Annotated in this window: 19 protein-coding genes; 9 read left to right on the top strand and 10 right to left on the bottom strand. The window is 63.0% G+C overall.

The genetic code is table 11. The annotated features are described in order from the left end of the window. The first annotated feature begins 53 nt into the window (after window positions 1-53). The 5 genes from NKI63_RS03350 (at window position 54) to rnhA (ending at window position 3,808) form a co-directional block, all read left to right on the top strand. Window positions 54-440 carry a DUF983 domain-containing protein gene (locus tag NKI63_RS03350; protein ID WP_352505213.1) on the top strand — a complete coding sequence of 129 codons (387 nt, stop codon included), beginning with the start codon at window positions 54-56 and terminating at the stop codon, window positions 438-440. Further along, the gene (locus NKI63_RS03345; protein WP_352505212.1) at window positions 437-1,192 is read left to right on the top strand and encodes an SURF1 family protein; all 756 of its coding nucleotides are present in this window, start codon (window positions 437-439) and stop codon (window positions 1,190-1,192) included. The genes NKI63_RS03350 and NKI63_RS03345 overlap by 4 nt, the downstream gene beginning before the upstream one ends. A 107-nt stretch (window positions 1,193-1,299) precedes the next feature. Then, window positions 1,300-2,304, top strand: a complete 1,005-nt coding sequence (ispH, locus tag NKI63_RS03340; protein ID WP_254818458.1) for a 4-hydroxy-3-methylbut-2-enyl diphosphate reductase — start codon at window positions 1,300-1,302, stop codon at window positions 2,302-2,304. Between the two features lie 5 nt (window positions 2,305-2,309). Beyond that, entirely contained in the window at window positions 2,310-3,272 is a 963-nt protein-coding gene (locus tag NKI63_RS03335) for a homoserine kinase (protein WP_352505211.1), read from the top strand. Further along, a complete protein-coding gene (gene rnhA, locus NKI63_RS03330) occupies window positions 3,269-3,808 on the top strand; it encodes a ribonuclease HI (protein WP_352505210.1) in 540 nt (179 codons plus the stop codon). The genes NKI63_RS03335 and rnhA overlap by 4 nt, the downstream gene beginning before the upstream one ends. Window positions 3,809-3,826: 18 nt before the next feature. Here the strand turns inward: rnhA and NKI63_RS03325 are convergent, their stop codons facing one another. The 3 genes from NKI63_RS03325 to NKI63_RS03315 form a co-directional block, all read right to left on the bottom strand. Beyond that, window positions 3,827-4,306: a DUF2938 domain-containing protein gene (locus NKI63_RS03325; RefSeq protein ID WP_352505209.1), complete on the bottom strand. Its 480-nt coding sequence runs from the start codon at window positions 4,304-4,306 to the stop codon at window positions 3,827-3,829. Window positions 4,307-4,452: 146 nt separating this feature from the next. Further along, complete coding sequence (locus NKI63_RS03320; RefSeq protein ID WP_292657494.1) at window positions 4,453-4,953, bottom strand: peroxiredoxin; 501 nt, start codon at window positions 4,951-4,953, stop codon at window positions 4,453-4,455. An 81-nt stretch (window positions 4,954-5,034) separates the two neighbouring features. After that, window positions 5,035-5,841: a protein-disulfide reductase DsbD domain-containing protein gene (locus NKI63_RS03315; protein ID WP_352505208.1), complete on the bottom strand. Its 807-nt coding sequence runs from the start codon at window positions 5,839-5,841 to the stop codon at window positions 5,035-5,037. A 147-nt stretch (window positions 5,842-5,988) separates the two neighbouring features. Here NKI63_RS03315 and NKI63_RS03310 point away from each other — a divergent pair, with 147 nt between their 5' ends. Next, complete coding sequence (locus tag NKI63_RS03310; RefSeq protein ID WP_254818656.1) at window positions 5,989-6,597, top strand: YqgE/AlgH family protein; 609 nt, start codon at window positions 5,989-5,991, stop codon at window positions 6,595-6,597. A 25-nt stretch (window positions 6,598-6,622) separates the two neighbouring features. On the opposite strand, the gene NKI63_RS03305 is transcribed toward NKI63_RS03310, so the two are convergent. From NKI63_RS03305 to thrC, 4 genes are read right to left on the bottom strand one after another with little or no spacing between them, the layout of a single operon-like run. Continuing rightward, window positions 6,623-9,511: an EAL domain-containing protein gene (locus NKI63_RS03305; protein ID WP_302895658.1), complete on the bottom strand. Its 2,889-nt coding sequence runs from the start codon at window positions 9,509-9,511 to the stop codon at window positions 6,623-6,625. A 3-nt stretch (window positions 9,512-9,514) separates the two neighbouring features. After that, entirely contained in the window at window positions 9,515-10,111 is a 597-nt protein-coding gene (locus NKI63_RS03300; RefSeq protein ID WP_254818464.1) for a GNAT family N-acetyltransferase, read from the bottom strand. Window positions 10,112-10,126: 15 nt separating this feature from the next. Next, the gene (locus NKI63_RS03295; RefSeq protein WP_352476680.1) at window positions 10,127-11,419 is read right to left on the bottom strand and encodes a M16 family metallopeptidase; all 1,293 of its coding nucleotides are present in this window, start codon (window positions 11,417-11,419) and stop codon (window positions 10,127-10,129) included. Between the two features lie 14 nt (window positions 11,420-11,433). Further along, window positions 11,434-12,831, bottom strand: a complete 1,398-nt coding sequence (gene thrC / locus NKI63_RS03290; protein WP_352820495.1) for a threonine synthase — start codon at window positions 12,829-12,831, stop codon at window positions 11,434-11,436. A 128-nt stretch (window positions 12,832-12,959) separates the two neighbouring features. Between thrC and NKI63_RS03285 the strand changes: the two genes are divergently transcribed. Next, complete coding sequence (locus tag NKI63_RS03285; protein WP_352476682.1) at window positions 12,960-13,658, top strand: hypothetical protein; 699 nt, start codon at window positions 12,960-12,962, stop codon at window positions 13,656-13,658. Window positions 13,659-13,696: 38 nt separating this feature from the next. Here NKI63_RS03285 and NKI63_RS03280 read toward each other — a convergent pair whose 3' ends face one another. Then, entirely contained in the window at window positions 13,697-14,386 is a 690-nt protein-coding gene (locus tag NKI63_RS03280; RefSeq protein WP_254818468.1) for an HAD family hydrolase, read from the bottom strand. Window positions 14,387-14,567: 181 nt separating this feature from the next. Between NKI63_RS03280 and NKI63_RS03275 the strand changes: the two genes are divergently transcribed. Beyond that, a complete protein-coding gene (locus NKI63_RS03275) occupies window positions 14,568-15,701 on the top strand; it encodes a site-specific DNA-methyltransferase (RefSeq protein WP_352688962.1) in 1,134 nt (377 codons plus the stop codon). 62 nt (window positions 15,702-15,763) lie between these two features. Here NKI63_RS03275 and NKI63_RS03270 read toward each other — a convergent pair whose 3' ends face one another. Then, window positions 15,764-16,375 (bottom strand): HAD family hydrolase, encoded by a 612-nt coding sequence (locus NKI63_RS03270; protein ID WP_352688959.1) that lies wholly within the window; start codon window positions 16,373-16,375, stop codon window positions 15,764-15,766. Between the two features lie 11 nt (window positions 16,376-16,386). Next, window positions 16,387-17,496, bottom strand: a complete 1,110-nt coding sequence (gene mutY, locus NKI63_RS03265; protein ID WP_352820492.1) for an A/G-specific adenine glycosylase — start codon at window positions 17,494-17,496, stop codon at window positions 16,387-16,389. 49 nt (window positions 17,497-17,545) lie between these two features. On the opposite strand from mutY, the gene NKI63_RS03260 reads away from it, so the two are divergent. Beyond that, window positions 17,546-18,046 (top strand): DUF721 domain-containing protein, encoded by a 501-nt coding sequence (locus tag NKI63_RS03260; protein WP_254818472.1) that lies wholly within the window; start codon window positions 17,546-17,548, stop codon window positions 18,044-18,046. Window positions 18,047-18,092 lie beyond the last annotated feature (46 nt).

The raw sequence follows: 18,092 nt of genomic DNA, 5'->3' as shown, positions 1-18,092 counted from the left end.
TGCGGCGACGTGGCCGCCTTATCTTTTGCGGCAAATGCTCCTAGGATGATCCGATGAGCGACGACAAGGCGATCTGGCCACCAATCGATCCGATCCCGGCCGGCCTGCATGGCCGCTGCCCGCGCTGCGGCGAGGGCAAGCTGTTTTCTGGATTCCTCACGGTCGGCAATCGCTGCACCAATTGCGGCCTCGATTATTCCTTCGCCGATGCCGGCGACGGGCCGGCGGTGTTCGTTATCCTGATCATCGGCTTCATCGTCGTCGGCCTGGCGTTGTGGACGGAGGTGACGCTCAATCCGCCGCTCTGGCTGCATCTGCTGCTGTGGATTCCGCTGACGCTGGTGCTTTGCCTGGCGGCGCTCCGGCTGATCAAGGGCGTGCTGCTGACGCTGCAATACCGCAACAAGGCGGCCGAGGGCCGGCTGGACCGCGGCGAATGAGCGAGGCATCAGGTTTGGTGGCCGGCCGGTCGCGGCCCAAGCGCGCATTGGCACTCGGCCTGGGTATCATCGTGTTTTTGATCCTGCTGGCGCTCGGCACCTGGCAGGTTCAGCGCCTGCACTGGAAAGAGGGCCTTCTCCAGACGATAGACCAGCGCACGCATTCGGCGCCTGTGCCATTGGCCGAGGTCGAAAAGCGGTTTGCTGCCACCCGCGACGTGGACTACACGCCGGTAACGGTGACCGGCACTTTCCTGCATCAAGGCGAGCGGCATTTCCTCGCCACCTGGGAAGGCCAGTCCGGTTTCGATGTCTTCACGCCGCTGCAACTCGACGATGGCCGTTTCGTACTGATCAACCGCGGCTTCGTGCCTTACGATTTCAAGGACCCAGCCAAGCGGCCGCAGGGGCAGGTAACGGGCGAAGTGACGGTGACGGGGCTCGCCCGCAACCCGCTGCCGGCCAGGCCCTCGATGATGCTTCCCGACAATGATCCGCAGAAGAACATCTTCTACTGGAAGGATCGTGATGCGATGGCCTCGAGCGCCGGCCTGCCGGCAGGTGCGGCGCTGGTGCCGATCTTCATCGATGCGAACGCCACGCCCAACCCCGGCGGGCTGCCGGTCGGCGGCGTCACCGTCATCGACCTGCCGAACAGCCATCTGCAATATGCGATAACCTGGTACGGCCTTGCCGCCGCCCTTGCCGGTGTCCTTATCTCCTGGCTCCGCCGCCCGGCGAAAGACCAATGATCGCCGCCACTACCCTTGACAGGGCAGGGCCGCGCACCTCATTTCGCGCCTAGAGCTCAGAAGTCACAGTCCGATCAACCGGCCTACAATCAGCGTAAGATGCAATCATGCTTCACACAAAGCCACCGCTGACCATCCGGCTTTGCCAGCCGCGCGGTTTCTGTGCCGGCGTCGACCGTGCCATCCAGATCGTCGTGCTGGCGCTGAAGAAATACGGCGCGCCGGTCTATGTCCGCCACGAGATCGTGCACAACCGCTACGTCGTCGAAGGGCTGCAAAGCCTCGGCGCGGTGTTCATCGAGGAGCTCTCCGAAATCCCGCCCGAGCATCGCCAGAGCCCGGTCGTCTTTTCGGCGCATGGCGTGCCGAAATCGGTGCCGGCCGACGCCCAGTCGCGCAACCTCTTCTATCTCGACGCGACTTGCCCGCTGGTTTCGAAAGTCCACAAGCAGGCAATGCGCCATCAGCGGCTTGGCCGCCACGTGCTTTTGATCGGCCATGCCGGGCATCCCGAGGTGATCGGCACAATGGGCCAGTTGCCGGATGGCGCGGTCACTCTGATCGAGACCGAAGCCGACGCCGCAAGCTTCGTGCCTGCAGACCCGCAGGCGCTCGGCTTCGTGACCCAGACGACGCTGTCGGTCGAGGACACCGCCGGTATCATTCGCGCCCTGCAGCAGCGTTTTCCCGAGCTGCACGCGCCGGCGGCGGAATCGATCTGTTATGCCACCACCAATCGCCAGGAAGCGGTCAAGGAAACAGCGGCCGGCGCCGATCTCTTCCTCGTTGTCGGCGCACCTAACTCCTCCAACTCGCGGCGCCTGGTCGAAGTGGCCGAGCGCGCCGGCGCCTCGATGTCGCTTCTCGTGCAGCGCGCCTCCGAAATTCCGTGGAATGAGATTGCCGGCATTTCGACGCTCGGCCTGTCGGCGGGCGCCTCGGCGCCGGAGATCATCGTCGACGAGATCGTCGATGCGTTCAGGCAGCGCTTCGACGTGACCATCGAGCTGGCCGTAACGGCGACGGAGACGGAGGACTTTCCGGTGATGCGGGTGTTGCGCGATGTCGAACTGACGGCCGCCGACATGGCCTTCGTCAACGGGGCCGCGTAACAACGATGGCGGTCTACACCGACGTCAACGAGGGCGAGCTCGGCGCATTCCTCAGGAACTATCCGGTCGGCGACCTCCTGTCCTACAAGGGCATCGCCGAAGGCACCGAAAACTCGAATTTTCTGCTGCACACCAGCAGCGGCTCCTACATCCTGACGCTTTACGAGAAGCGCGTCGACAAGGCTGACCTGCCGTTCTTTCTCGGCCTCATGGCCCATCTCGCCAGAAAGGGCATTTCTTGTCCGCTCCCGGTCACCGCACATGATGGCAGTGTGATCGGAACACTTGCTGGTCGGCCGGCGGTCATCATCACCTTTCTCGAAGGCCTGTCGCTGCGGCGGCCGACGGCTGCGCATTGCGGCGAGGTCGGCAAGGCACTGGCGGCACTGCATCTGGCCGGCGCGGATTTTCCGATGACCCGCCTCAACGCCCTTGCCATCGATGGCTGGCGCAAGCTGTGGAATGCCGCCCGCGCCCGCGCCGACGAGGTCGAGCCGGGACTGGCGGCCGAGGTCGATGCCGATTTCGCCGATTTCGAGCGGAACTGGCCGAGCGGTCTGCCGCAAGGCATCATCCATGCCGATCTTTTCCCGGACAATGTGTTCTTCCTCGGCGAGAAACTGTCCGGGCTGATCGACTTCTATTTCGCTTGCAACGACCTCTACGCCTATGACGTTGCCACGTGCCTGAACGCCTGGTGCTTCGAGAAGGATTTTTCCTTCAATCTGACCAAGGGCACGGCGCTGCTTGCCGGCTACCAAAGCGTGCGGCCGTTGAGCAGTGACGAGAAAGCTGCGCTGCCGATGCTGGCGCGCGGCTCGGCGCTGCGCTTCATGCTGACCCGGCTCTACGACTGGCTGACGGTTCCGGATGGCGGCATGGTAATGAAACGCGACCCGACCGAGTATATCCGCCGGATGCGCTTCCACCGGGCGATCCACTCTCCTTCCGAATATGGACTGACATGACCAAGCGCGTTGAAATCTTCACCGATGGTGCCTGTTCGGGCAATCCCGGGCCTGGCGGCTGGGGCGCAATCCTGCGCTTCAACCGCGCCATCAAGGAGCTCCATGGTGGCGAGGCTCTGACCACCAACAACCGCATGGAGTTGTTGGCGGCGATCTCGGCGCTCAACGCGCTCAAGGAGCCTTGCGTCGTCGACCTTTATACCGACAGCAACTACGTCAAGGACGGCATTTTCGGTTGGATCGATGGCTGGAAGCGCAACGGCTGGAAGACCGCCGCCCGGCAGCCGGTGAAGAATGCCGAGCTGTGGCAGCAGCTCGACGCGGCGCGCAACCGCCATCAGGTCACCTGGCATTGGGTCAAGGGCCATGCCGGCCATCCTGAGAACGAGCGCGCCGACGAATTGGCGCGGCTCGGCATGGCGCCATTCAAGACGAAGTCGGCGAAACCCGTGCTCGCGTCCGTGCCGCCGAAGGAAGGCACCCGGTCCAGGCAATCGGCGGCCAAGAAGGTTCGGCGCTCGACCCAGAGTTATTGATCCGGTTGAACTGGCGTGTCAGCGGATCAGGAGGGCGGTGCCGAACAGTCCGATGGCAAACACCGTATGCGACACAAGATTGAGGGCGCGGACCTGCATCGGATTGGGCCGCTTCGAAGCGGCCCAGCCAGCACCCATGCCGGGCGCCAGCAGAAACCACCCGGCGCCGACGGTGACGATGCCGAGGATAAAGGCCGGCAGGAAGGTCGGCGCGGTGAGCCAGGCCGTCCCGGCCAGCACGACCAGTATGATGCCGTAGACGATACCGACAGCATAATGAAAGGCCCAGCCAAGTACTGATTCATGTGGGTAGGGCGAGGCCTCGCCAATGTCATCATGGAAGACCTTGCCTTCCCTGAGATGCCAGACCCAGCGGCCGACCAGCCCCCAGTTCGGGCGCGGTTGGGCAAAGGCCTTGTTCAGGAAAATCGCCCAGAAATCCATAAGCGCGGTTGCGCCGATGCCGATCGCGACGCTGCGCCACAAGATGTCAGACATAATCGAGATCCCCAAAAGCAACCAGTCCCGAAAGGCCGACACATGGCCCCGAAACCGGGTCGGCTTTCGGAAGGATCATGCGCCGATGCAAAAGTCAGCGTCCTTTGGACGTTGAGCGCTAGAAGGCGCCCTTTGCCGTGCCTGGCCTAGGCTGTCGCCAGGACGGAAAGCTGTCCGAGAATGTGAGCCGCACCGGACTCGTCGACGCCGGGCTTTGTCTCGACATTGAGTGCGGTGACCTTGCCGTCATCGACGATCATCGAAAAACGCTTCGAGCGCAGCCCCATACCGCCGCTGGAGAGGTCGGCGTCGAGGCCGACCGATTTGGCGAAATCGCCATTGCCGTCGGCAAGATAAAGGATTTTGCCTTCACCGCCGCTGAAGCGGGCCCAAGCCCCCATGACGTGAACATCGTTGACCGAGACAACGGCGATAGTGTCGACGCCGCGCGCCAGGATGGCGTCATAATTGTCCAGGTAGCCGGGCAGATGATTGTTGCTGCAGGTCGGCGTGAAAGCGCCTGGAACACCAAACAGCACGACCGTCTTTCCTGAGAATATCTCGCCCGTCGTGATCGGCTTTGCACCGTCGGCGGTCATTGTCTTGAAGGTCGCATCGGGCAGTTTGTCGCCAACGGAGATCGTCATGATGGTCCTCGTTTGGAATGGAAGGGAGTGTCCTTGCGATAGCGAATTAAGGCGCGCCCGGCAACAGTCCAGACGTTGGCATCACGGGAATGGCAACAGGCCTTCGACCGCGCCTGCGGCACTTGTCAGTGTGTAGTGCAGGCCGCCATCGGTTGGCGTTGTCGACGGCCTGTCGAGGATCGGCACAGTAAAGATCAGCTTGCCATCCTTTTCGCTGCGTGCCGGGGCACCGAACATGTAGTCGCGTTCGCCGGCAACGAAGAAGTCGGCGCCCTCGGGGCTGCCCGGAAAGCTCGCTTCGACAATCAGCGTTTCGTGGTCGCCCGGCAGTACGTTTATGCCGAAATCGGGCGTTGCCGTGGCGGGCAGGGTGGCAAGGCCTGCCTTGACCAGTGCCGCATCCTCGGCGTTGTCCGGATCGGCGCCGGGATCGACGGTCAGCCTTGTTTGCACCGGGATGCAGATGGTTTCGCAGATGCCGAGGAAAATGTCCGCATCGATGACGGCCGGCTGGCCGGGCGTGGCAAGCGTGAACGTCACCGGCAACGAAACCGGGTGGTCGTAGCCGGCCCATTTGCCATAGCCGTCGTCATGGCGCTGCGGCGGCGGAAACAAAAGCGTCGCGTCGGCAATGTTGGTGCTGGCCGAGACGTCGATCTGTGGCGGCACGCCCGCATCGCCCGGATCGCGCCAATAGGTTTTCCAGCCGGGCTTCAGCGCAATGTCGAGGACGCCCTGGAGACGTCCGGCCTCGTCGGCTTTGCCGCTCGTCACCAGCCTCACCCTGCCGCCTTCGCTGTTGTACCAGGCCGACGAGGAGGCTGAGGCTGGGAGGCCGGTCGCCGATCCAATGGCCACACCAAGCAGCAGGATTTTCAAGCTTTGCATGACGGTGATTTGATCGTCCGTTGATGGCCGCACAATGATTTCATGACGCGGCCGGCATCATATTTGCGTGACCTTCGATTTACGAGCCTGATCAAATCGAGCGCCGCCCATCTTTTCGAGGCTTCGGAAACGCGTTACGCTGTGGCCATGGATTTGTTGCGCCATAAAAGGACGGCCACAGGCCCCGGCTTTCTCGACGACCAGTTCCTGATCGCCATGCCCGGCATGAAGGACGACCGCTTCACGCGCTCTGTCATCTACATTTGCGCGCACAGCGACGAAGGTGCGATGGGGCTGATCATCAACCAGACGCAGCAGATGCTGTTTCCGGACCTGCTCGTGCAACTTGGCATCATGAATGAGATGGAGGCGATCCGTCTGCCGGCGCCGGCGCGCGACTTTGTCGTGCGCAATGGCGGACCGGTGGATCGCAGCCGCGGCTTCGTCCTGCATTCGGGCGACTACCGGGTGGAATCCTCGCTCGCCGTGTCCGACGACGTCTGCCTGACCGCGACCGTCGACATTTTGCGCGCCATCTCCTCCGGCCGCGGACCCCGGCGGGCGCTGATGGCTCTCGGCTATGCCGGCTGGGGTGCGGGCCAGCTTGAAAACGAGATCGCCGAGAATGGATGGCTGACTTGCCCGGCAAGTGCCGAGCTTCTGTTCGACGCCGACATCGACCGCAAATACGACCGGATCCTTGCCTCGATCGGCATCGATCTCGCGCATCTCAGCCTGGCTGCCGGTCACGCCTGAGCCCTCATCACGTCCCAGAAACTTGTCACGCTTGAGTGAGCGGATACTGTTCCTTCAGCGTCTTCAGCACCTGGTCGCCGGGCATCGGCGCGCCGAACATGAAGCTCTGCACGTATTCGCAGCCCATCTGCCGTAGCTCCAGCGCATCGCTTTCGTCCGAAATCCCTTCGGCAACGACCGACAGGCCGAGCTCATGCGCCATGTTGACCATCGATTTGAGCAGCACCGCGCGTTTCGGCGTCGCGTCGTCGACGAAGCTCTTGTCGATCTTGATGGTGTCGAAAGGAAAGCGCGTCAGATAGGCCAGCGATGAATAGCCGGTGCCGAAATCGTCCAACGACAGGCCGATGCCAAGCTGCTTCAGCTTGGTCAGCACATGGGCGGTCTGCTCGGGATTGTCCATCACCAGCGATTCGGTGAGTTCGAGCCGGAAGCAGCGCGGTTTCAGGTTGGCTCGCGCGATCACCGAGCGGACGTCGCTGACCAGGTCGCGGCGGATGAGCTGACGGCTGGACAGATTGACCGAGACCGACAGCGGCGCATCGCCGATCTGCTTTTGCCATCCGGCCAGGTCTTCGGCAGCCTGCTGCATGGCGAACAGCCCAAGCTGCACGATCAGGCCGCAGTTTTCGGCAACCGGAATGAAATCCGCGGGCGGGATCATGCCGCGCCGCGGATGGTCCCAGCGCAGCAACGCTTCGAAGCCGGCAACGCTGCCGTCCTCGAGCCGCACGATCGGCTGATAGGCAAGCGTGAATTCACGTCGCTCGATGGCGCGGCGCAGGTCGGACTCGAACTGCAGCCGGTCGGTGCCGACCGTGCGGAAGGCGGGCCGGAACGGCTCGATCCTGTCGCCGCCGAAGCGCTTGGCCTGATGCATGGCAAGCTCGGCATCCTTGACCATGTCCTCGGCCGAGGTCTGCGTGGACGTCCAGGTGATCAGCCCGATCGAGGCGGTCAGCACGATCTCGCGCTTGGCGAAGGTGATCGGGTTGTTGATGGCGTGCTTGATGGCATCGGCGATGGCCGCGATGCGAGCCGGATCCTGCTCCGACAAAAGCATCAGCGCGAACTGGTCGCCGGCAAAGCGCGACAGCGAATCCTTCGGCTTGAGCAGCCGGTGCAGCCGCCGCGCTATGGTCAAAAGGATGGTATCGCCGGCCGAGATGCCGAGCCCGTCATTGACCTGCTTGAAGCGATCGATGTCGATGACGAAGACGGTCGGGCGCACCTTCTCTTCGGTGCGGGCGATCGAAATGATCGCCTCCAGCCGGTTCATGAACAGCTCGCGGTTGGGCAAGCCGGTCAGATTGTCGTGCACGGCGTCGTGCAGCAGCCGTTCCTCGGACTTCTTCTGCTCCGTCACATCGACCATGGTGCCGACGCAGCGGATGACCTCGCCGTCCGAGCCGATCACCGGCCGGGCGCGCAGCGCAAACCAGTGATAGTGCCCATCGGCGCCGCGCAGGCGGAAGTTTTGCGACACCCGGCCACGCCGGTGCTCGAGCACCACGTCGAGCGTCGTGCGAAACGTGTCGCGGTCGTCGGCATGCAGCACCGGCAGCCAGTTGCGGGCGGGACCGCCGAGACTGTTGGGAGCAAGGCCGAGCTGAATGCTGACGTCGGGACGAGTGACGACCCGGTCGCGCAGCACGTCCCAGTCCCACACAGTATCGCCCGATCCGGCAACCGCCAGCGCCTGCCGCTCGAGATCGGAGAACAGGCCCTGATGCAGGGCGCCGCCAGCAAAAGCGTGCTGCATCACCGTGAAGCCGATCAGCAGGATGATGAGGATCAGCCCGCCGCCCAGCGCCGGCTGGGCGATATCGTTGTCCAGCATGCCGGTGATCGCCATCCACGATCCGCATAGCCACAGCAGAACCATCACCCAACTGGGCACGAGCATGATGGCGCGGTCGTAACCGCGGATACCGAGGAAGATGATCAGGCCGAGCCCGGTCAGTGCGGTGGCGGCGAAGGACAGCCTGGCAATGCCGGCGGCAACCGCCGGATCGATGATGGCGACGCCGGCGATCAGCACCAGCCCGAGAATCCAGACCAGCGCGCCGTAGCTGAAATGGCCGTGCCACCGGTTGAGGTTGAGATAGGCAAACAGGAACACCACGAAGGTCGCCGCAAGCGCCACCTCCGTTCCGGCGCGCCACATCTGCTCGTTGCCCGGGGATATTTCTATGATCTTGTTAAGAAAGCCGAAATCGACGCAGATATACGCAAGCACCGCCCAGGCAAGGGCCGCCGTCGCCGGAAACATCGAGGTCCCCTTGACGACGAAAAGAATGGTCAGGAACAGCGCCAGCAGGCCGGCGATGCCGATGACGATGCCACGAAACAGCGTGTAGGAATTGACCGAGTCCTTGTAGGATTCAGGATCCCACAGATAGACCTGCGGCAGCTTGGGCGAGGCGAGCTCGGCGATGAAGGTGATCACCGTTCCGGGGTTCAACGTCACCCGGAACACGTCGGCGTCGGGGCTGGTCTGGCGGTCGAGCGCAAAGCCTTCGCTGGGCGTGATCGCAGCGATACGGGTCGAGCCGAGATCCGGCCAAAACAGGCCGGAATTCACCAGCCGGAAATGCGGTGCTACAATCAGCCTGTCGAGCTGCTGGTCGGTGGTGTTAGCGAGCGCGAACACCGCCCAGTCGCCGGTCGAGCGCGCGTCATTGGCCTCAACCTCGATGCGCCGTACGATGCCGTCCGGGCCGGGTGCCGTCGAGACCTGGAAATTCTCGCCTTGGTTGCGGTAGATTGCGACGGCGCCCGAAAGGTCGAGCGCCACGTCGTCGCGGGCGATCTTGATCGGTTCGACCGCAAACGCCGACGATGCCGCGCAGAGCGTGACGATTGCAGCCAGCATAAAGGCAAGCAGCGACCCGTTGCGCAGAAAATTCGTCAAAAATCAGTCCTTTGTTCCAACGCCCGGCGGATCGTCCGCGATTCGGGCGTATAGGTAATGGTCCTGCCAGATACCGTTGATCCTGAGATAGGATCGTAGCAGTCCTTCGCGCCGGAATCCGGCTTTTTCAAGCACGCGGATCGACCGGGCATTATCGGGGATACAGGCAGCTTCGATCCGGTGCAACCGCAGCGTTTCGAAGGCGAAACGCGTCACCACCTTGACGGCATCGGTCATCAGGCCGCGTCCGCTGAAGCGCTCGCCGATCCAGTAGCCGATATGGCCGCTTTGGGCGACCCCGTGGCGGATATTGCCGAGGGTGATACCGCCGGCCAGCTTGCCGCTGCTTTTCTCGAAGATGAAGAAGGCGATCGCCGTCCCCTGCGCGTAGTCCTCGCGGTAGCGGCCGATACGGTGCCGCCACGCCGTGCGGTCGAGCTCGTCAGGCGTCCATCGCGGCTCCCACGGCTCGAGGAAGGCGCGGCTTTCACTGCGCAGCACCGACCACTCGCGATAGTCGTTGGTCAGCGGCACGCGCAGCGTGACCAGCTCGCCCTTCAGTGCCGGCAGGTCGCGGCGAAAGAAAGGGAGCGCGAACACGATGCTCGAATGGGCTTAGACGGCAAGCTTACGGGCAGTGGTCTGCGTGCCCGAAAGCGAATCGAGGATCGCCTCATAGGGCGCGAGCGTACCCACCGGCCCGACAGCTGTAAGCGTCGGCTTGGTCGAAAAAAGCCGGGACGACAGATCCGTCAGCCGCTCGACAGTCAACGCCGACAGGCGCTCCATCAGCTCTTCCTTGGCGATCGGCCTGCCGAACAGAAGCAACTGCCTGGCGATCTGCGAGGCGCGGCTGGCCGGGCTCTCGGCCGACATGATCAGCCCGGCGCGGTACTGGGCACGCGCCCGGTCAAGCTCCTCCTGCAGGATGTTTTCGCCGGCCTTTTGCAGCTCGTCGATGATCACAGGCACCAGCTCGGCAATATCGCTTTGTCCGGTCGCGGCATGGACCCCGAAGACGCCGGTGTCGGAAAAACCCCAATGGAAGGCATAGACCGAATAGCACAGGCCGCGTTTTTCGCGGACTTCCTGGAAAAGTCGCGACGACATGCCGCCGCCCAGGATCATCGACAGGACCTGGGAGGCATAGAAATCGCGGACGTGATAGGCGCGGCCCTCGAAACCCAGCACGATCTGGGCGTCCATCAGGTCGCGGTCCTCGCGAAAATCGCCGCCGACATACTGCGCATATTGCGGGATGGTGCCGTCGGCCTTGCCGCGGAAGCTGCCGAGCCGCTTTTCGACCTCCCGCACGAAATCGTCGTGCTTGATATCGCCGGCCGCCACCATCACCATGTTCTCGGCACCGTACTGTCGCTCGATGAAGTCGTGCAACTGCTTCGAAGTGAAGGATTTGACGGTTTCCGGCGTGCCGAGAATCGAGCGGCCGATAGTCTGGTGGCGAAAGGCGGTCTCGGTAAAGTGATCGAAAACGACGTCGTCGGGCGTATCGTGCGCGGCGCCGATCTCCTGCAAAATCACATGCTGCTCTCGTTCCAACTCCTGCGGATCGAATTCGGAGTCCTGCAGGATGTCGGAAAGAATATCGACCGCCAGCGGCACGTCGTCGCTAAGAACCCTTGCATAATAGGAGGTCGTCTCGACGCTGGTGGCGGCATTGATCTCACCGCCGACGTCCTCGATCTCCGAGGCAATCTCGAAGGCGCTTCGCCGCCTGGTGCCCTTGAAAGCCATGTGCTCGAGCAAGTGCGCCATTCCGTGCTCTTCGTCACGCTCGTTGCGTGCGCCCGACTTGACCCAGGCGCCAAGGGCAACAGATTCGAGGCTTGGAAGGGTTTCGGTGGCGACTGTCAGGCCGTTCGACAGACGGCTTACCTCAACACCCATATGGCAATTACTCCCTAACGCGCCGCCCGCGTGTGGCGGCCGAGATAATCTTCCACCATTTTCAGGTCGGATGGAAGTACCGTGTATTTTTCCTCGGCGCTCATCAACCCGCCTAGCCATGCAGGCAGGGCAGGCGACACGCCACTGGCGGCTTCGACCGCGGCGGGAAACTTTGCCGGGTGCGCAGTGCCCAGCACCACCATCGGCACCTCACCCGCAGCCTTGCCGGCGGCCACATGCACGGCCGCGGCCGTATGCGGGTCGAGCAGATAGCCGCTCGCCGCTAGTGTGGTGCGGATGGTGGCGGCGACCTCGTCCATGGTGGCGCGGCCGGCGTCGAATTCGGAGCGGATCTTGGCGATTTCGCCAGCCTCGATGGTGAAGGCGCCGGACTGCTTGAGCCCGTTCATGTAGCGCCGCACGGTCGAGGCATCGCGGCCGGACGCTTCGAACAGCAAGCGTTCGAAGTTCGAAGACACCTGGATGTCCATCGAGGGCGACGTGGTCGAAAAAACCCCCTTCATGCGGTATTCGCCTGTCGCCAGCGTGCGCGCCAGAATATCGTTGTCGTTGGTGGCGATGATCAGCCGTTCGATCGGCAGCCCCATCTTCTTGGCGGCATAGCCGGCAAAGATGTCGCCGAAATTGCCGGTCGGCACGGTGAAGGAAACCGGTCTGTCGGGCGCGCCGAGCGACAGCGCGGAGGAGAAATAATAGACGATCTGGGCCATGATGCGGGCCCAGTTGATCGAATTGACGCCCGACAGCGATACCCGGTCGCGAAAACCGTGGTCGTTGAACATGTCCTTCACCAGGCCCTGGCAGTCATCGAAATTACCTTCGATCGCCAACGCATGGACGTTTGCGGCGGTCGAGGTCGTCATCTGCCGCTGCTGTACCGGCGAGACGCGGCCATGCGGGAAAAGCACGAAGATGTCGGTGCGGTTGCGCCCGGCAAAGGCATCGATGGCGGCCCCTCCGGTGTCGCCGGAGGTGGCGCCGACAATGGTGGCGCGCTGGTCGCGCTCGGCCAGCACATGGTCCATCAGCCGTGCAAGAAGCTGCATCGCCACGTCCTTGAACGCGAGCGTCGGGCCATGGAAGAGCTCGAGCACGAAGCTGTTCGGCCCGGTCTGCACCAGCGGGCAGACGGCCTCATGGCGGAAGCTCGCATAGGCTTCGCGCACCAGCCGTTCGAACACCGGCGCCGCGATCTCGCCGCCGAGGAACGGCGACAGCACCCGGATAGCAAGATCGGGATAGGCAAGGCGGCGCATGGCGCGGATCTCGGCTGCGGAAAAATGCGGCCAGGCGCTCGGCAGGTAGAGCCCGCCGTCGCGCGCCAGTCCGGCCAGCACCGCGTCGGAAAATCCCAGCGCGGGCGCTTCCCCGCGGGTACTCACATATTGCATCGTTACGGTTCCATTGCTGCCGGGAATTTTGGCCCGCCGCGAGGTGGTGGATTTCTGCGCTGGCTCAGTCGCATTTTTGCCGCGCGGTTGATATACGTCACCGGCTTTGCGAGAGGGAAGTGCAGTTCATGGCGTTTCATTCATTCAACGGTCGTTTTGTCGCGGGTCTGGGGCTCGCCGGCTTTATGCTTGCCGCCGCAGGCTGCCAATCGAGCGACAATGGTATTCTCGGCTTCGGCAAGAAGGACACGACGCCGCCACCGCCACCCGATCCCAAGGTGCTTTCCAGCCAGCTGCAGGCCTATTGTCCGAAAGTGACGTTGCGTGACGGCACCGCTTTCTTCAATACCTACGCCAAGAGCGGTCCGAAGCCGAAGAAAAAAACCGATGTTGCCGCCGAGGAAGCCGCGCAGCCGGCAGCGGACGCGGCTGGCGTCGATCAGCCAGACGATTCCGCCAAGATCATCTATCAGGCTTCGATCACCGATGTGACCCGCGACTGCAGCCGCGCCAACGGCTCCTTGTCGATGAAGATAGCCGTCGCCGGCAAGGTCGTGCCTGGCCCGATGTTCACCCCCGGGACCATCACCATGCCGATCCGCATCGCGGTGATGCACGGCACCGAAGTTCTCTATTCGCAGCTTCACTCCTATCAGGTCCAGGTTACCGATCCTTCGAGTGCCACGCAGTTCGTCTTCACCGATTCCAACGTCGTCGTTCCGGAGCCGACGGCGAAGGACTACCAGGCATATGCCGGGTATGACGAGGGCGCTCCGAAAGTAGCGACAGACAAGCCGAGGAAGAAGAAAGCCGCCGCGACCAACTAAGCCGCTGCATTCGCGCCACGGCGGCTGGAGGCGGCCTCTCACGCGTCCGCCGACCATTCCGACAGCGCGGCGATCACGCTTTTCAGTTCCGCCCAGCGGCGGATGACCGTTTCCGCGCCGGCCTCGGTCAGCGCATCGGCGTGGCCGGGATAGCTGTGCGCCGCGCCGGTAAAGCCGATGACACGCATTCCCGCCGTCTTGGCGCCGGTGACGCCATGCACCGAATCCTCGATGACAAAGGTGTTCGCAGGATCGGCCTTGAGCTTTTCCGCGGCGAACCGAAACACGTCCGGCGCCGGCTTGGTTTTCCCGGTCGGGGTTTCCAGCGAGGAAAAGATCCGGCCGGCAAAGAACGGCAAAAGCTGCACCTTCTCCAGCATGAATTCGATCCGCTCAGAACGCGAATTCGAACAGACGCAGCGCGGCACTGCTACCGCGGCGACAGCTTCGTGCGCTCCGTCGATGGCACGCACGTCGCTGCGCAGCCTACGATCGACAAGCTGTTCCTCCTTGTCGATCAGGGAGGCCTGGAACGGGATCCGGGACTTTTCCTCGACCCGCATCATGATGTCCTTGAAAGTCAGCCCGGCATAGACCTCGGAAATCTCCTCGGCCGATATCTCGTAGCCAGCCGAGGTCAAAAGCTCGGCATCGATACGCGCGGCGATGATTTCGGAATCGACGAGCACGCCGTCGCAATCGAAGATGACAAGATCTGGCTGGGGCATGGTGATCCGGGAAGCGGGATGAGGGGAATGCCGAGAGGGCCTTTGGTCAAAACGGCTCAGGCGGCGCGGCATACACCAACAGGCCGGGCTTCGCAAATTCGGCGTGCTGCTTCACTGAATATTTACGCTGATCGGTAACCATAACGGACAGTAAACAGTAACGCGTGCCTTGGGTGTCACAATGTCTGCCGTGCGTCTTCTCGACGACCTTTCCGATGCTCCCCAGCAATCCGAGTGGCTGGATACGATCCTGAAGGGCGACTGCGTCGCCGCGCTCGAACGGCTGCCGGAAAAGTCGATCGACGTGATCTTTGCCGATCCGCCTTACAATCTGCAGCTCGATGGCGATCTGCATCGGCCCGACCAATCCAAGGTCGATGCCGTCGACGACCATTGGGACCAGTTCGACAGTTTTGAGGCCTACGACGCCTTCACTCGCGCCTGGCTGCTGGCGGCGCGCCGCGTGTTGAAGCCCAACGGCACGATCTGGGTCATCGGCTCCTACCACAATATTTTCAGGGTCGGCGCCAAGATGCAGGACCTGGGCTTCTGGATCCTCAACGACGTCGTCTGGCGCAAGACCAATCCAATGCCCAATTTCCGTGGCCGCCGTTTCCAGAACGCGCATGAGACGATGATCTGGGCATCGCGCGACCAAAAGGGCAAGGGTTACACATTCAACTACGAGGCGCTGAAGGCGTCGAATGACGACATTCAGATGCGTTCCGACTGGCTATTTCCGATCTGCACCGGCGGCGAGCGCCTGAAGAACGACAATGGTGACAAATTGCATCCGACGCAGAAGCCGGAAGCGTTGCTTGCCCGCGTCATGACGGCATCGACCAGGCCGGGCGACATCGTGCTCGACCCCTTCTTCGGTTCAGGTACCACCGGGGCTGTGGCCAAGCGGCTTGGCCGCCACTTCGTCGGCATCGAGCGTGAGCAGGCCTATATCGATGCCGCCATGGAACGTATCGATGCGGTCCGGCCGCTGGAATGCGCCAATTTGACGGTGCTGACCGGCAAGCGGGCTGAGCCGCGCGTCGCATTCGTCACGCTTCTCGACAATGGCTTGGTGGCGCCCGGCGCCACGCTCTACGACGCCAAGAAGCGCTGGGCGGCAAAAGTGCGTGCCGACGGCACGCTGGCGATCGGCGACAATGCCGGGTCGATCCACAAGATCGGCGCACACGTGCAGGGGCTGGACGCCTGCAACGGATGGACCTTCTGGCATTATGAGCGCAGCGGCGGTTTGACACCGATCGACGAGCTTCGCCGCATTGCCCGCCTGGGCATGGAGCGGGCAGGGGCCTGAGGCTCCGAGTTGCGATAGATCGGTTATGCGAAGGCTCACCCAACCTCTGGAAGTGATTCAAATCACACTTTGATCCCAAGGCGCTCAAGGTCCGCCTTGAGCGTCTGGGCGTCGGTGAACAGCACAGCCTGCCAACCGGCCGCCTTGGCGCCGTCGACATTCTTCTGGCTGTCGTCGATGAACAGCGTGGCTGCCGGATCGAGGCCGAACGCGGCGACGTGGTGATCGTAGATGGCGCGATCCGGCTTGATCTGGCGGATGTCGCCCGACACGGTCACGCCGCGCGGCCTATTGAGGAAATCGAACCGCTCGCGGGCCTCGGCAAGCGTATCGGCCGCGAAATTGGTAAGCATCGTCACGTCGTGGCCGCTCTCGATCAGCCCGATCATGATGGCGACGCTGTCCTCATAGGCATGAGGCACCATCTCGTGCCAGTACCGGCGGAAATTGCGGATGTTTTCGGCATGGTCGGGATATTGAGCGATTGCTAGCGCTTCGGCCTCTTCCCAACTGCGGCCGCGGTCCTGCTCGATGTTCCAGTCGTGCGTGCAGACATTGTCGAAGAACCATTTCCGTTCGTCGGGATCGGGGATCAAGCGGCTGAAGGGCAGGTTCGGATCATAGTGGATCAGCACTTTGCCGATGTCGAAAACGATGTGGCGGATTTCGGACATTCTTCTCTCTTTCAATGCGGCCGCTGCTTTTTCGTCGCGCCCGGTATCGCCGCTTCGATTACCTTTTTCATGACGCTCGGCAGCGCCTCCCCGGAAATTTCATGGGCCAGCGACCAGAAATGCCCGGCCGGGGCGGCACTGTCGGTCTCCGCCTTGAACACGTCGAGTTCAAGCGCAAAATGGGTAAAGATATGGCCGATGCGTCCGGCCTGCCGCCAGTCGCCGGGGAACGGGGCTGCCGCCGCCGTGGTGGCGCCATCGATCCGCGCGGTCCAGCCGGTCGTCGGCACTTCGGTCATGCCACCCAGCAGGCCTTTATCCGCGCGCTTTCGCAAAAGGATGGCGCCGTCGCCCCTGACTGCGACGAAGGCGGCGCCGCGGCGCCAGGGTTTCTCGGCCTTGGGCAGGCGGACCGGAAAGCGCTCGGGATCGCCCGAGATTGTGGCGCTGCAATCCTGCCTGACGGGGCAGAGCATGCAGCGGGGCCGGCGCGGCGTGCAGATCGTCGCGCCCAGGTCCATCATCGCCTGCGCGAAGTCGCCGGGCCTTGTCGAGGGAACCATGTGTTCGACCTGGCCGCGTATCTCGCCCTTGGCGTCGCCTAGAGGCGTGGCGATCGAATACAGCCGTGAGACGACCCGTTCGACATTGCCGTCGATGACCGCGGCTGGTCGGTCGAAGGCGATCGCCGCGATCGCTGCCGCCGTATAGGCGCCGATGCCGGGCAGTTCCCTCAAGCCGGACTCGCTGTCCGGAAAGCGGCCGCCTTGCCGCGCGACGAGATCGGCACAGGCTTTGAGGTTACGGGCGCGGGAATAATAGCCGAGCCCGGCCCAGGCCTTCATGACGTCTTCGGTCGGTGCCGCCGCCAGTGCCTCGACAGTTGGCCATTTCTGCACGAACGCCCGGAAATAGGATTTTACCGCCTCGACCGTGGTTTGCTGCAGCATCACCTCGGAAAGCCAGACCAGATAGGGATCGGGCTGGGCGCCTGCCAGCGCGCGCGGCGGAACGCGCCACGGCAGCTCGCGGTGATGCGCGTCGTACCAGCCAAGCAGCCGGAACGCGATCTCGCCATTGTCTCCGGATACGGCCTTGCGGGTCTGGTCGTGCAGTGCCATTGATCGAGGGTCGGCCCTAATCCACTGGTGCTGAAGCTGGAGAACGCACATGGCAGGGAAAAGGCCCTTCGGCAATCCCGTTCCGGTGAGCGATCTCGCAACCGAGATCCTCGACCCGGTGCTGCGCAAGCGGGCCGGCATGTCGATCGGGCTGGTCCAGTCGTGGGAAGAGATTGCCGGACCGCGGCTTGCCGGCCGCTCGCGCCCGGAAAAGATCCAGTGGCCGCGCCGCATGCACGAGGACGATCCGTTCGAGCCGGCCGTGCTGGTAATTGCCTGCGAGGGTGTGGCAGCACTGCATCTGCAGCACGAGACCGGCGAGATCATCAACCGGGTCAATGCTTTTCTCGGTTTCAATGCGATCGGCCGGATCAGGATCGTGCAGAAGCCGGTAATGGCGGGCAAGGAAAAGCCGAAACCCAGTTTGCGGCCGCTGACCGTGGCGGAGAAGGCGAAGCTGTCGGGCACTGTCGGTTTGATCGAGGACGACGGGCTGCGCGCCTCGTTGGAGCGGCTTGGCGCCACCATTCTTGGTCAAAAGAAGCCGTGATCTCGCGCTATCGTGATGGTATGCCCGGATTTGGCGATTGGAATAG

The sequence above is a fragment of the Mesorhizobium sp. M0410 genome (genome assembly GCF_040321435.1).
In the GTDB taxonomy this organism is placed as follows: domain Bacteria; phylum Pseudomonadota; class Alphaproteobacteria; order Rhizobiales; family Rhizobiaceae; genus Mesorhizobium.
This window is presented reverse-complemented; position numbering and strand designations above follow the sequence as displayed.